This is a genomic window from Mesobacterium pallidum, from assembly GCF_019966535.1.
Lineage (GTDB): Bacteria > Pseudomonadota > Alphaproteobacteria > Rhodobacterales > Rhodobacteraceae > Mesobacterium > Mesobacterium pallidum.
In genome coordinates this window covers 70,596-83,947 of record NZ_JAIMID010000008.1, presented here as the reverse complement: position 1 = coordinate 83,947, position 13,352 = coordinate 70,596, and the positions used below count along the sequence as shown (strand labels likewise).

Annotated in this window: 12 protein-coding genes and 1 pseudogene; 6 read left to right on the top strand and 7 right to left on the bottom strand. The window is 66.3% G+C overall.

Annotated features, from left to right (window positions below; genetic code table 11):
- Positions 1-87: 87 nt before the first annotated feature.
- Complete coding sequence (locus MF270_RS13090) at positions 88-1,959, top strand: polysaccharide biosynthesis protein (protein WP_238366346.1); 1,872 nt, start codon at positions 88-90, stop codon at positions 1,957-1,959.
- A gap of 31 nt (positions 1,960-1,990) precedes the next feature.
- On the opposite strand, the gene MF270_RS13085 is transcribed toward MF270_RS13090, so the two are convergent.
- The gene (locus MF270_RS13085; RefSeq protein WP_238366345.1) at positions 1,991-2,668 is read right to left on the bottom strand and encodes a YjbF family lipoprotein; all 678 of its coding nucleotides are present in this window, start codon (positions 2,666-2,668) and stop codon (positions 1,991-1,993) included.
- Positions 2,665-4,791, bottom strand: a complete 2,127-nt coding sequence (locus tag MF270_RS13080) for a YjbH domain-containing protein (protein WP_238366344.1) — start codon at positions 4,789-4,791, stop codon at positions 2,665-2,667. Before MF270_RS13080 ends, MF270_RS13085 begins: the two co-directional genes overlap by 4 nt.
- A gap of 209 nt (positions 4,792-5,000) precedes the next feature.
- Here MF270_RS13080 and MF270_RS13075 point away from each other — a divergent pair.
- Positions 5,001-5,111: pseudogene (locus tag MF270_RS13075) on the top strand (chemotaxis protein MotB); the annotation flags it as partial.
- A 325-nt stretch (positions 5,112-5,436) separates the two neighbouring features.
- On the opposite strand, the gene MF270_RS13070 reads toward MF270_RS13075, so the two are convergent.
- The 3 genes from MF270_RS13070 to MF270_RS13060 are packed head-to-tail and all read right to left on the bottom strand — an operon-like array spanning position 5,437 to position 6,509.
- A complete protein-coding gene (locus tag MF270_RS13070) occupies positions 5,437-5,796 on the bottom strand; it encodes a flagellar biosynthesis protein FlgN (protein WP_238366343.1) in 360 nt (119 codons plus the stop codon).
- A complete protein-coding gene (locus MF270_RS13065) occupies positions 5,786-6,067 on the bottom strand; it encodes a rod-binding protein (protein ID WP_238366342.1) in 282 nt (93 codons plus the stop codon). Before MF270_RS13065 ends, MF270_RS13070 begins: the two co-directional genes overlap by 11 nt.
- Positions 6,068-6,101: 34 nt before the next feature.
- A complete protein-coding gene (locus MF270_RS13060) occupies positions 6,102-6,509 on the bottom strand; it encodes a hypothetical protein (RefSeq protein ID WP_238366341.1) in 408 nt (135 codons plus the stop codon).
- Between the two features lie 1,893 nt (positions 6,510-8,402).
- Here MF270_RS13060 and MF270_RS13055 point away from each other — a divergent pair.
- From MF270_RS13055 to MF270_RS13040, 4 genes are all read left to right on the top strand, one after another.
- Positions 8,403-9,170 (top strand): flagellar hook-length control protein FliK, encoded by a 768-nt coding sequence (locus MF270_RS13055; RefSeq protein WP_238366340.1) that lies wholly within the window; start codon positions 8,403-8,405, stop codon positions 9,168-9,170.
- Positions 9,171-9,188: 18 nt separating this feature from the next.
- Positions 9,189-9,884: a flagellar hook capping FlgD N-terminal domain-containing protein gene (locus MF270_RS13050; RefSeq protein WP_238366339.1), complete on the top strand. Its 696-nt coding sequence runs from the start codon at positions 9,189-9,191 to the stop codon at positions 9,882-9,884.
- Positions 9,885-10,165: 281 nt separating this feature from the next.
- Entirely contained in the window at positions 10,166-10,348 is a 183-nt protein-coding gene (locus MF270_RS13045) for a hypothetical protein (protein WP_238366338.1), read from the top strand.
- A gap of 193 nt (positions 10,349-10,541) precedes the next feature.
- Positions 10,542-10,724 carry a hypothetical protein gene (locus tag MF270_RS13040; RefSeq protein ID WP_238366337.1) on the top strand — a complete coding sequence of 61 codons (183 nt, stop codon included), beginning with the start codon at positions 10,542-10,544 and terminating at the stop codon, positions 10,722-10,724.
- Between the two features lie 73 nt (positions 10,725-10,797).
- Here MF270_RS13040 and MF270_RS13035 read toward each other — a convergent pair whose 3' ends face one another.
- The gene (locus MF270_RS13035) at positions 10,798-11,811 is read right to left on the bottom strand and encodes an NAD-dependent epimerase/dehydratase family protein (RefSeq protein WP_238366336.1); all 1,014 of its coding nucleotides are present in this window, start codon (positions 11,809-11,811) and stop codon (positions 10,798-10,800) included.
- Positions 11,811-13,352 (bottom strand): 2-polyprenylphenol 6-hydroxylase, encoded by a 1,542-nt coding sequence (gene ubiB / locus MF270_RS13030; protein ID WP_238366335.1) that lies wholly within the window; start codon positions 13,350-13,352, stop codon positions 11,811-11,813. The genes MF270_RS13035 and ubiB overlap by 1 nt, the downstream gene beginning before the upstream one ends.

Genomic DNA, 13,352 nt, shown 5'->3' with positions numbered 1-13,352 from the left:
GTGGTCAACCAGCATCGGAACCCACCGCGGAACGTCAAACAAGGGGCTCGGGCGCGCTTTCATCAGCGTCTGATCCGGAAGATGTAAATGCTTTATGAAATTTGCACTTCGCTGCGACGGTCGCAAAAGAGCGCGATCATCCTGGCCATTGACCTGCTGTGGATACCGGTCGCCCTGTTCCTGACGCTGTCGCTGATCTTCTCGCGCCTGCCCGATGCCGCGATGCTGCGCGATGCGTTGCCGTTCCTGGCCGTGATGCTGCCGCTGGCCTTTGCCATGAGCCATTACCTGGGTCTGCACCGCATCAAGCTGAACGCCTACGAGCTGCAGGGCGTGGTCGAGACCGGCGGCATGGCCGCGATCACCGGCGCCAGCGGCGTGGTGGTCAACATGGTGGTCGGCATGTCGATGCCGCCGCAGGTCTTCGTCATCTTCACCATGATGTTCCTGATCCTGGCGGTGTCGTCGCGCCTGCTGCTGCGGACCTTCGTGCTGTGGATCTACAACACCGGCCGCACGCGCACACGGGTGCTGATCTACGGGGCCGGCCAGACCGGGCAGCAGCTGGCGACGGCCTTGCTGACGGACGATGCGCTACAGCCGGTCGCCTTTGTCGACGACAACCCGACGCTGCAAAGTCTGACCATCGCCGGGCTCAAGGTTCATTCGCCGTCGCATATCCGCGAGATCGTCGCGGGCAACGATGTCGACCGCGTGGTCCTTGCCATGCCCTCCGCCAGCCGCCCGGTGCAGAAGCGGCTCGCCCGGTCGCTGCACGACGTGGGGTGCGAGGTGCACCTGCTGCCGTCCTTCGCGGACATCGTGTCGGCCAAGGACAGCGTGTCGCGCTCGATCCCGGTCGAGATGTCGGCGATCATGGGCCGCAACCGGCTCGAGACGGAACTGCCGGGCGTGAGCGATGCCTACCAGGGCAAGCGCATCCTGGTGACGGGTGCGGGCGGGTCCATCGGGTCCGAACTGTGCCGCCAGCTGATCACCTGCGACCCGGAATGCATCGTGATGCTCGATCATTCCGAGCTGTCGCTGTACACGATCGAACGCGAGCTGTGCGACCTGGCGCCCAATCTGCACATCGTGCCGGTCCTGGGCTCGATCCTCGAGAAATCCCTGGTCGAAGCCGTCTTTGCCGGCCACGAAATCGACGTGGTCCTGCACGCGGCGGCCTACAAGCATGTCCCGATGGTCGAGATCAACATGATCGAGGGGCTGCGCAACAACGTGCTTGGCACCAAGATCGTCGCCGATGCGGCGCGGGCGGCGGGGGTCGAACGGTTCATCCTCGTGTCCTCGGACAAGGCGGTGCGGCCGACCTCGGCCATGGGCTCGTCCAAGCGGCTGGCCGAAGAGATCATCCAGGATCTTGCGACCCGGTCCGACACCACGCGGTTTTCCATGGTGCGCTTCGGCAACGTGCTGGGGTCGTCCGGGTCGGTCATCCCGCTGTTCGAGGACCAGATTGCCAATGGCGGGCCGGTCACCGTCACCCATTCCGACGTCACGCGCTATTTCATGACTGTGTCCGAGGCGGTGCGCCTCGTGCTGCTGGCCGGGTCCTTTGCGCGGGGCGGCGATGTCTTCGTGCTCGACATGGGAGAGCCGGTGTCGATCCGCCAGGTCGCGCGGCAGATGATCGAGGGCGCGGGCTACACGGTCAAGGATGCCGACAACCCGGACGGCGACATCGAGATCGCGATCACCGGCCTGCGTCCCGGCGAGAAGCTGCACGAAGAGCTGCTGATCGGGTCCGACATGTTGACCACGCCGCATCCCAAGGTGTTCCGGGCCGAGGAAACGCACCTGTCCGAGATCGAGATGGCCAATGCCCTGCGCGAACTGCGCGAGGCGGTCGAGAGCCATGACGATGCCGCTGCGCGGCTGGTGCTCAAGCGCTGGATCCACGCCGCGGATCCCAAGGAACGCAACCAGATCAACGAGTGAGCCGGGACTGGGTCCGGGAGGGGCGGCGCGCTTACTTGCGCGCCTGCGCCACGTTCACGTAGCCCAGAACAGGGCCCATCCACTGGCGCGAGGCGACGATGTCGCCGGCCCCGTCCAGGTAATAGCTGTTTTCGAAGGACCGCAGGTCGCCCCCGCAGGATTCGGTCATCTTGCGCGTGGGCTTGCCGCTGCCCGGCATGGGCTGGGTGCCGTTGTCGGTGACCGTGCAGGTGAACTCGTAGGCAAAGATCTGGTCCTCGCCATCGAGGAACCGCATCTGCCGCACCGCGCTGCCCGCGCGGCGGGCCGAGACAAGGGCGAGGCTGCCGTCGAGCGAGGCGGACATGAGGTCTCCGCCCAGGCCGCGCGAGGCGGTGATCATGCCGTCCTTGAAGGTCACGGTGCGCCGGTCGGACGAGCCGTAGGTGTCATAGCGGCCGTTCTGTTCGATGCGGATCAGCAGCGCGGTCAGCTGGCTGGCCTCGAGGTTGACCAGCGCGACCGGCTGGTCGGTGTTGGCGAGGGTCTGCGCCACCTGTTCACCGGTGGGCGCCGCCGGGGCGGCTGCGCCGCCGCCGCCGGTGATCAGCCCGGCCACGTTGCGCAGCACGGCCGTGGACTGGCGCGCGCTGTCGTCGTTGCCGCAGGCGGCCAGCGCGGCAGCAAGGGCAAGCGGGGCGATGGCCCGGGTCACGAGGGGACGTTTCATCGCCAGACCTTCCCGAAAGTCTTGTCGAACTCGGGCCGCTGGTAGTCGCGGACCTTGCCGTAAAGCCGGTCGCGGACGTTCAGGCGGGCGCCGCCGTCGCGGGTGAGCGACTTAATGTCGATTGTGTTGGTGGTGCGCGAGGGGGTGCCAAGGCTCCAGGCCAGCGGCACGGTCACGCGGATGCCCTTGTCGAACGAGCCCTCGCCGAAATCCTCGGAGGAGACGTCGGTGACCGTCGCATAGGCGCCCACCCGCCAGCCGTTGGCGAATTCGCGGTCCAGCGTGACGGTCGCGCCGTAGTCGCCGGCCAGGTAGCGCCCGACGTCCAGCTGGCCGTGGAAGCCGTTGCCGAAGTCGTAATAGGCCGACACGTGCCCGGTCACCACGTCGTAATCCTGCAGCCCGAACATCTGGTCGAATTCGCGCTGGCGGACATAGTTCAGCTCGGCCCCGAAGGCGAGCGGGCTGTCGACCTCTTTCCACAAAAGCTCGCCCGAGATGCCGGCATACATGCCCTCGAGGTAGCCCAGCGTGACGCGGCTGTAGAGATCGCGGCCCGGGCGGCCGAAATGCGCGACGGTCAGGTGTTCGATCGCCGGGTCGCCCTGGGCTGAGTACTTGGCGTAATCGGTGCGCACCTTGGGCAGCTTGGAATCCGACACTCGGGTGATGTCGTCGAGGTTGCCGCCGACCTTCTTCGTGACGGCGCCGGACAGCACGAGGTTGGGCGCCACGTAGTAATCGGCGCTGGCGCGGATGCCGGCATCGGCGCGCACCGGGTTGTCGGGATCGAAGGTCGACAGCTGCACATAGGGCGCGATCGACCAGGAAAAGCGCGGGTAGATCCCGGCATCGGGCCGCGGCGCGACGCCGTAGCCGTCGGTGATCTGGGTCGCTGCCATGAGTTCGGACGCGGGGGCGTTCTCGAGCCGCTCGATGTCGCTGCGGCGCAGGGTGATGGCCGTCGACGGCACGCCGTTGACCGTCGGGATGATCGTGAAGACCTCGACCGAGGCGGGCAGGGCCCGGGTCATGGCGCGGGCGGCGCGGCCGATGGCCTGCGGCTCGGCCGAGTAGGTGGGGTTGCGCATGCGCAGCACGGCGCGGCGCCCGTCCAGCTTGAGCCCCTCGTAGACCAGACCGTCGGTTTCCATCAGCCCCGACAGGGTGCTGCGGGCATCGGCCTTGACGCTTTCGTCGGCGACCCAGCCGAGATCGTTGATGTCGGCGCGGTCACGCACCGCGACGGGCAAAGGCGCGCCTTCGCGGCCGCCCGGGTAGGGCGCGCTTTTCGGGTTGCCGTGGATGGTGAACATCGCCCCGAAGGTCGAGCCGTACATGTAGAAGGCCGAGAGCTGACCGCCCCGGGCAAAGCGGTAGTCCACACCGAGGTTCCAGGGCGAGTTGCGCTCGAACGAGCCGGTGGTGGTTTCCTCGAGATAGGCGTCGTTGGAATACTCGGCCTTGACCGTCACGTTCGGCGTCACGTCGTACGACAGGCCCGCAAAGGGCGCCACGTCGCCGCGGAACCAGCGGTCATAGGTCGGGATGCCGCCGCTGCCCAGCAGCTCGGTCGGGCGGGTGCCCAGGGTGCCGATGCTGCCATCGGTCGCCAGGCGCCCCCAGCCCAGGCCCCCGGTCACGCGCAGTCGGTCGGCGAAGGTCTTGGTCGCGACGATGTATTCCGCGCCATAAAGTCCGGTGCCGATGAAATCTTGCAGGCCGACCACGACGCCGGGGCGGCGCGCGTCTTCCTCGAGGATCGTGTAGCGCAGGTCGAAACTGCGGTCGTAATAGGTGCCATCCACGTTGCCCGGCGCCGGGAAGTTGTTCAGCGCCGAGTAGCGGAACGACCCCGAGATCCGCGGCGTGATCTGGAACGACAGGGTAAACCGATTGGTGTCGCCAAAGCGCGCGTAGCTGCCCGAGATCAGCGCGTCCTGCGCCGTCTCGCCCGAGGGCATGTCAAGCAGGCCGGGCACGCCGTAAAGGCCAAAGCTGGGCGGGATGTCGGCGGTTTGCGGCAGGGCGGCACCGGCCGACAGCAGCGTCAGCGCGGCCGCCGAAACGCCCGTCATCAGCCGCAGCCGCGACCCTTCACGTGATGAACCCAATTGCGGCATGGCCTGCACCCATCCTTGGTTCTGTGTGTTGACACCACTGCTAGGCCACCGACCGCGGCCTGTAAACGTCTGCGGCCGCGATATGGCCGCGTTGTGGTCAATTCAGCACGAAACCGTGCATGCCGAATGCCCGCGCCCAGCCTGTCTTAAGCCTTCTGCAATGTCACGGGACTAATGCTGGGTCCGGGTGAAAATGTAGGGTGAGACCGATGAGTGCGGATAGTGAACTCGCGCCGATCATCATCAAGCGCAAGAAGGTAAGCGGTGGCGATGGTCACCATGGCGGGGCCTGGAAAGTGGCTATGTTGGTTTTCCTTACAGTCAGAGGCGCATAGTTTTTTGCGCCGTGCGTGTTTCGTCCGGGGACGAATGCGAACGCCTTTCTGACGCATGCAACTTTGGCGGATCGGCCCGTTGCGCCATCCAATCGGATGCTCGGCCAACATCGTCGCAGACCCTTACTCAACCATTAACGCGCGTTTTGCCTTTGCCGCGCATTTAAGGAAAATGGAGGTCAGTCCCGGCCCGGATTCTCCGGCCTGACAGCAAGCACGTGATTTTCACGCGCACATGCCCGTTCTGCGCATGCGATGTCACTGTCTCTGACCCGCGGAACATTCTGCCCGCCTTTGCCATTTCCCGGCGTCAGGCCCGCTTTTCGACGGTCCCGCGCGATGCCGTGGTAATCATCTTGCGACGACCCAGCGAATCGTAGGTTTCCAGCGACTTCTCGGTGCGGCGCAGGTCCGACATGCGCTTGGCCACGTCGCGGATGCCGGCGAGGGCGTGATCCATCAGCAGCTGGTTACGCTCCGCCTTGACGTGCAGGGCGGCCAGCTCGGTCTGTTCCGGCATGGTGTGCCGGGTCAGTCGTTCGATCAGCGATTCCTTTTTGGCCATCAGGTCCGGAAGCACGTCGAGATCGCCGGTCAGCAGTGCCGTGCGCTCCAGCTCCAGCAGCGCATCCATTTCAGCCAGGACATCCTGCGAGGTTTCATTCTGCATCTTCGTTCTCCACCAGGGATTGGAACAGGGATTCGGCCAGCCCGATCCCGCCGTTTTCAGCCATGGCCTGGGCCTGGGCCTGGACCAGCATCGAAGAGAATTGCTCCTCCCCGGTGCCGCCGCCGAATCCTTCGACCGGCTCTCCGAAGCCCGCGGATTTCAGCATTTCGGCCAGGAAGTTGGCCTCGAGCGCGACCGCGGCTTCGCGCAATTTCACGTGTTTCGGAGTCATAGCGGATCCGGGCAGCGGATCGGCAATTGGATCTGTCATTGCGTGTCTCCAAATTGATCGACTTTTTCTTGGTTTATGGCCAAACCGGTAAAGAAATCGGTAACTTGAATCCTGTTAGTTGGGCGGCACCGGAAGAATTCCACAGGTGCTTGCCATGCAGCTTCCCATGTTTTCCATGCTCTTGCCCGGGCCCGTCCCGGTGCCGGGCGCCATCCCGGCGGCGCGCACCGCGCCCGACGCTACGGACGCCTTCCGATCCGCGCTCGACAAGCTGCAATCCGACGGCGGCACCGATGACGGCGCGCGCGATGGAATCGACCGCGAAACCGCCGAAGAGCCGGGCGCAGTGCCTGTGACCGATGATCCGGACACCACCGATGATTCGCACCAGTTGGCGGCAAGGACCGACCCGGACACCGACATGTCGCCAGATTTCCGGGCTGATCCCGAACATGTCCTTGTCGCGGCAGATGAGGCTCACGTCGAAGACGAGACCGCTCTCGCGCCCGGTGCCGCCACCACGCTTCGCTCGCGCGATGGCGGAGGGGACGCGGGCCCCATGACCGAGCGGGGCACCGGCCGCGCTCGGGGGGGTGTGGCGGCCCTTGCAGTCGGTACCTTCGGTGTTCCGCTTGGGACGCAATGGGCCGCCTTCCGGTCGGCGCGGACCCAGGCAGAACCGCGGACAGAGCCTGCGATCAGGGTGCAGACCGCTGGCCCGGAACGCCGCGCCACGCCCTTCCCGCATCCGGCTGCCACTCGGCCGGAACCCACCCACACCTGGATCGTGCAAAGCCCGGTCGACAAGGCCGACACGAAGGCGGTGCCTGTCTTCGCGCGCGTGCCAAACCCAGACCCGCAAACGAAGTCCGTGCTTTCAGACGGCCAGGTCGCCGCGCACGCAAGTGCCCGAGCGCTGCCGGTGGAAGGGACGACCGTGCCGGTCCTCCAGGTGCAGGGCAAGCCGGAGGCCCTGCCGACCCGGGACGACCCCTCGCCCCGGCCGGTCGAGCCGCTCGCGACAGGGGTCGAACGAAGCAGGACCCCGGCTGCACAGGCCCCGGTCAAGATGTCAGCCGCATCGCCGTCGATCCCCAGTCGCCATGTGGAGTCGGGTGTCGACTCCGGCAGGCCGGGCAAAGACCTCTCAGCCTTTTCGAATGGCGTCCCGGAAGGATCGCAAGCCATTGTCGGCAAAGGGCTGCCGCGCACCTCCGAAACCGCGACTTTCACAAGATTCGACGTCCGGACGGACTCGCCATCCGTTGAGCGCCAACACGCCCCGCGCGAATCGCTCCGGCCGGATGGGCAGCGCAACCCGCGGCTGCCGGCCCCCGCCCAGCTGACGTCGCCCGAGCGCCGCCCCCAGGCCGCAACCGCGCTTCCTTCCCGGCCGGACGTCGTGCCCGTGTCCACCGGCCGCCAGCCCGCCAAAGCGAGACCAGACACGGTAACTTTTGCCACCATGCGTCCCGAAAAGGCGCCCGATCCCTCGATCCGCGCCCCGAAACCGGCCCCACATGTACCGGAGGCCCGGGTTGACCCGCCGCGGCCTACCCCTGCCGCGGCGCGGGTTCGCGACACCGATTTCACCCGTGCTGCAGGCATCCCGGCAGGCACACGTCGGCCAGCGCTTGTCGATGGCCGGACGCCTGACTTGCCTGCCCAACCGGCCACGAAACCGGCAGCTGGGGAAACACGCGGCCCGACCCCCCGGAACGCGGAGATCTCTGCCGCTCAGGCTAGGGTTCCGGTAACGGGGGCCCAGATCAAGGTCGCTCGGACCCAGGACAACGCAGCGAACCGGGTTGCCCTGGCCGAATCGCATGCCGTTCCGCGAAACAGGTCAGAGGCCAGGCGCGCGCCTGCGCCCGATCCCGTCTTGCCTGCTCGGCCAACCTGGCAGGCGACGGCCGCAACCTCCACCGATGCGACGCCTGCCCAGCGCACGGAAGGACCGAAATTCGCATCCCCGCGGGGGGGGCAGGATCGCGTGATGCCATCACGTCAGATGCTCCCGCCTGCGCCGGCCGCGGAGCCCATCACGCCGGATGCGCCGGCTCCACGGGCCGCACGCGACGTTGACAAGGCAGCCCCTGAAACAAGGACCACGACTGCGTTTCCGGACTCGACGTTGCCCGCGGTCAGGGCGGCTGAGATCACGCCGACCAGGTTTGCCGAGCCAGACAAGGCAGTGGAACGCCTTCAGGTCGACCAGCCCCCCATGGCAAGGGTTCCGCCTGCCGACCGGCCGACACGAGCCAGTCACATCGCGCCCGGATCTCACGGTGTGCGCCCCCCGGTCCACCCGTCGGAACGCCAACCTATGGCGAACCCTGTCCCCGAGATACAGCGAAGCGAGCCGGCCAATTCGATGACCCAAGAGAGCCTTCGGCCAGCCGCCAGGCCGGATCCGGGGACGCGGCCCGAACTGGTCTCGGCCGCGCAGACGCAGGTGGTCCAGCCAAGGAACCACAGGATCGAAGAACGCGCGGTCGGGCGCGAGGCACCGGCGCCGAACGCCTCATCGCCCTCCGCGCCGCCGCTCGGCGTCGCCGCGTCCCCTGTCATGCCGATGTCGACCCAGCGCGGAACCGGGCCGCAGCCGGTGTTCGCCCTCGAAAGCACTCCGATCGAACGGGACATTGCAGACAACGGGCTGGCGCAGGACCTGCGCGGCTCGGACGGGGTGACCCTGCGCCAGGGGCAACAGGCGCAGGCCGACATGTCGCGCCACATCGGGCGCCAGATGGCAGAGGCACTGGCCAAGCCCGGTGAGCGCCCGGTCGAGATCTCGCTCAGCCCGGCCGAGCTGGGCAAGGTGCGTCTGAACATGCACACGACAGAGCACTCGGTCATGGTCACGATCACCGCCGAACGCCCCGAAACGCTTGAGCTGATGCGCCGGCACATCGACCAGTTGGCGCAGGAATTCAAGCAGTTGGGCTACTCGGACATCACCTTCAGTTTCCGCGGCGGTCAATCGGACAACGCGGGCACCGGTGGCGATCCGGGGTCGGACGGCTCTTCGCACCGGACCGGATCCGAGACGGCGAATGCGCCGCCAGCAACCGAACCTTCCACTGCCCTGCCCGGGCCGTCAGACCGGACGGCCGCCGACGGGCTGGACCTGAGACTGTAGCGAGGCCCCACGATGGACGTGACCCAGACCCCCACCGCATTCGATTCCCTGCCGACGATCACGGCAGATCCGGCGGCTGCGCCAAAGACGGAATCGTCTGCATCCAAGTCGATCCTGGCATCGGACTTCCAGACCTTCCTCACCATGCTTTCGACGCAGATCCAGAACCAGGACCCGCTGAACCCGATGGATTCGACCGAATTCGCGGTGCAACTCGCGACCTTTTCCAGCGTCGAACAGCAGGTCCTCACGAACAACCTGCTTGAGAAACTCAACACCGGCATGGCTGAACGGGACATGGCGGCCCTGGCCGGGTGGATCGGGCTCGAGGTGCGCAACGAGGGGCCCGCCAAGTTCTCGGGCCGGGACATCCGCGTGTCGGTCTCCGACAATCCCTCGGCCACCCGGGCCGAGCTTGTCGTGTCCAACAACAAGGGAGAGACCATCGCCCGCCGCGACATCGACATGGGCAAGACCGACGTCGTCTGGGACGGCTTCGCCGACGACGGGTTGCCTGCCGACCATGGCACCTACACCTTCGATATCGAGTTCTACCGCATCGACGCCATGCTGGAATCGCGTCCGGCCGAGGCCTATTCGCGGGTCGCCGAGGCCCAGGTCGAGAATGGCACGACGACCCTGATTCTCGAGGGCGGACACCGGGTGCCCGCTCAGGCGATCTCGGCCCTGCGGGATCCTTCCATCAGCTTCTGACCGGTCGGTTCGGCGGTTTCCTGCTGGTTAATGCAGGTCATTCGTCCTGCGTTTGCCGGCTGGATCGCGTTCAATCACCGCCTGCGGGTGGGGCAGTCGCGGTCTTTGTCGGTACTTTTCCGTGCAATTTTCCGCGAAGGGCGTGATATTTTCGCAACCCACGCGTCAGCGACCCCGGTTGGCCGGCCCTGGCAGCATTGAGAGTTTGAAACAAGACGCACTTGGAGGTAATTTGGAGACGATGGGGACAAACCCCATACGTGTACAGTCTGGAGATCATTATGAAGAAGCTTTCGATCCTCGCTGCCGCCGCTGCCCTGGCCGCAGCAACAGCAGCCCCGGTCGCAGCCGAGCAGAAGGCGGCCGACCCGTTCGTTTCGACCCAGGGCAACACCACCGCCCTCGCAATCGTCGGTGGCGTCGCAGCCATCGTCCTGATCGCGGCAGCAACCGAAACCGACTGATCCCTTTCGGATCATCGTGCAAATTCCGAGAACGGCGGTCGCCTGCGGCCGCCGTTTTCTTGTCTGAAGTCCAAGGTGCCGGCATATTTGGCACGAGAATTTGAAGACGTGATTTGAAACTGCGTTGCTAACGATCTATTTTCCTTATCCAGTGTACGGGTGAGTATCCGTACTCATCAGTTTGGAGAAGACCATGAAAAAGATCTCGACGATCACCGTCGCCGCTGCCTTGGCGCTTGCCGCGGCTGCACCCGTTGCCGCCAGCGAAAAGAAGGTCGATCCGTTCGTGTCGACCCAGGGCAGCACCACCGCACTCGCCATCGTTGGCGGGCTGTCGGCTGTCATCCTGATCGCCGCGGCGACCGAAACCGACTGAACGCCGGCTTCGCAGGATTTTCACAAGGCGGCGCATCCGGCCGGGTGCGCCGTCTTGTCTTTCGGGACTGTGCTCAGCTTTGCCGGAGCGGTTCCCATTCGTCCAGGTACCAGCGCGTGAACGCGGCAACGCCTTGAGACAACGGCGTTTCCGGCAATCCGCCGATCAGCGCCTCGACCAGCGAGCAATCCGCCCAGGTCGCCGGCACGTCGCCGGGCTGCATGTCCATCATGTTGCGCGTGGCAGTGACGCCCAGCGCGGATTCGATCGCCTCGACAAAGCGCAGCAGCGGCACGGGCTGACCGTTGCCAAGGTTGACGACCCGCCAGGGCGCGACCGGAGAGAGGCTGTCGCCCGCCACGCGCCCGGCCTCGGCCGGAACGCAGGGCACGAGACGCACCAGCCCGTCCACGAGATCATCGACATAGGTAAAGTCGCGCCGCATGTCGCCGTGATTGTAAAGGTCGATGGGCTGCCCCGCCCGAATCGCTTTCACGAACTTGAACAGCGCCATGTCGGGCCGGCCCCAGGGGCCATAGACGGTAAAGAACCGGAACATGGTGGTCGGAATGCCGTAAAGATGGGCATAGGAATGCGCCATCGCCTCGGTCGCCATCTTGGTGGCCGAGTAGAAGGACATGGGAGAGGCCGTCCGGTCGGTCTCGGCATAGGGCATCTTGGTGTTGGCGCCGTAGACGGACGAGGTCGAGGCCAGCATCATGTGGCTGGGCGGATGGGCCCGCGCCGCCTCGAGCAACTCGAAACTGCCGCAAAGGTTCGCCTCGACGTAGTCGCGCGGTGCATCGATCGAATGGCGCACCCCGGCCTGCGCGGCAAGGTGGATCACCAGCTCGGGCTGATGCGTCGCCATGAGGTCCATCAGGCAACCCGGTCGTTCCACCCGGTCGATCACGGGGGTGAAGCCGGCAAAGGCGGCAAGCCGCGCATGCCGCGCCTCTTTCAGCGTCACGTCGTAGTAATCGCTGAGCGAATCGAGCCCGATCACCCGCCAGCCGTCGGTCAGCAGGCGCAGGCTGGTGTGGTAGCCGATGAACCCTGCCGAGCCGGTGACAAGCGCGGTGCGCATCAGATCGCCCCGCCGATCTCGAGAAAGATCAGCATGGCCAGCACGCCCAGCACGGCCCCGCCCACGGCTGACAGCACCAGCCAGCGCAGACGGCCCGGCCGGATCGGCGCGGGGGTCGTCGCCTGGCTGATCAGGGCCCGTTCCACCAGCCCTGGCAGGCGCGGGCCGAACCGCGACAGCACGCGGGCGGTCTGCGCAAGGTCGCTCAGCACGGCGCGCGGGCCGATGCTGTGCTTGATGTAATCCTCGACCACCGGCTGCGCGGCCTTCCAGATGTTGATATGCGGGTCGAGCGAGCGCGACACGCCCTCGACCACCACCATGGTCCGTTGCAGCAGGATCAGCTCGGTCCGCGTCTCCATCCCGAAGCGTTCGGTCACCTCGAAGAGGTAGTTCAGCAGCCGCCCCATCGAGATATGCGAGGCGTCCATGCCAAAGATCGGCTCGCCCACCGCGCGCAGGGCCCGGGCGAATTCGTCCACGTCCTGGGTGGCGGGCACGTAGCCGGCCTCGAAATGCACCTCGGCCACGCGCTTGTAGTCGCGCCGGATGAAGCCATAGAGGATCTCGGCATAGACCCGGCGGGTGTATTCGTCGATATGGCCCATGATGCCGAAATCATAGGCGATGATCTCGCCCGTCGCGGCCACCTTCATGTTGCCCTGGTGCATGTCGGCATGGAAATAGCCATCGCGCAACGCATGGCTGAGGAACAGTTGCAGCACCCGTTCGGCCAGCTCGGCCCGGTCGTGCCCGGCGGCGTCCAGCGCGGCGTTGTCCCCGATCGAATCGCCCTCGGCCCAGCCCAGCGTCATCACGCGGCGCGCCGACAGGCCCCATTTGACTTGCGGCACGCGGAAGCCGACATCGTCCTTGGTGTTGTCGGCGAATTCGGACGCGGCCGAGCTTTCCAGCCGCAGGTCCAACTCGCCCTCGACCACGGATTCGAAATGCGCGATCACGTCGCGGGGCCGCAGCCGGCGGGACGAGGGCAGCAGGAACTCGATCATCGAGGCGGCGAGCCAGAAGGCGTCCACGTCCTTGCGGAAGGCGCGTTCGATCCCCGGCCGCAGCACCTTGACCGCGACCTCTTCGCCGGTCGCTGCGATCCGGGCGCGGTGAACCTGCGCGATGGACGCGGCGGCCACGGGTTCGGAAAACTCGCTGAACACGTCATCGGCGGAATTGCCCGTGGCGTCCGAGAACGACGCCTTGGCCACGCCCACCGGGAAGGGGGGCAGCTTGTCCTGCAGCACGCGCAGCTGGTCCGCCATCTCGGGGCCGACCACGTCGGGGCGGGTCGACAGGATCTGGCCGAACTTGATGTAGGCCGGGCCCAGCGCGGTCAGCGCGCGCGGCACGGGCGGGCGCGACGGGTCGCCCTTGAGGCCCATCCAGGCAAAGGGCCAGCCAAGCACCCGAACGGCAACGCGCAGGTATTTCGGCGCCTCCATCGCGTCGAGCACGGCGCGCATGGCGCCGGTCCGTTCAAAGGTCGCGCCGGTGCGGACCAGCCGCCATATGTTATGCGGGCCGCGCAA

What these genes read in the sequence shown, in the direction of transcription:
- MF270_RS13090 (WP_238366346.1), top strand. Translation starts at nt 88, where the DNA reads ATGCTTTATGAAATTTGCACTTCGCTGCGACGGTCGCAAAAGAGCGCG.
- MF270_RS13085 (WP_238366345.1), bottom strand. Translation starts at nt 2,668, where the DNA reads ATGAAACGTCCCCTCGTGACCCGGGCCATCGCCCCGCTTGCCCTTGCT.
- MF270_RS13080 (WP_238366344.1), bottom strand. Translation starts at nt 4,791, where the DNA reads ATGCCGCAATTGGGTTCATCACGTGAAGGGTCGCGGCTGCGGCTGATG.
- MF270_RS13070 (WP_238366343.1), bottom strand. Translation starts at nt 5,796, where the DNA reads ATGCAGAATGAAACCTCGCAGGATGTCCTGGCTGAAATGGATGCGCTG.
- MF270_RS13065 (WP_238366342.1), bottom strand. Translation starts at nt 6,067, where the DNA reads ATGACAGATCCAATTGCCGATCCGCTGCCCGGATCCGCTATGACTCCG.
- MF270_RS13055 (WP_238366340.1), top strand. Translation starts at nt 8,403, where the DNA reads ATGACCCAAGAGAGCCTTCGGCCAGCCGCCAGGCCGGATCCGGGGACG.
- MF270_RS13045 (WP_238366338.1), top strand. Translation starts at nt 10,166, where the DNA reads ATGAAGAAGCTTTCGATCCTCGCTGCCGCCGCTGCCCTGGCCGCAGCA.
- MF270_RS13040 (WP_238366337.1), top strand. Translation starts at nt 10,542, where the DNA reads ATGAAAAAGATCTCGACGATCACCGTCGCCGCTGCCTTGGCGCTTGCC.
- MF270_RS13035 (WP_238366336.1), bottom strand. Translation starts at nt 11,811, where the DNA reads ATGCGCACCGCGCTTGTCACCGGCTCGGCAGGGTTCATCGGCTACCAC.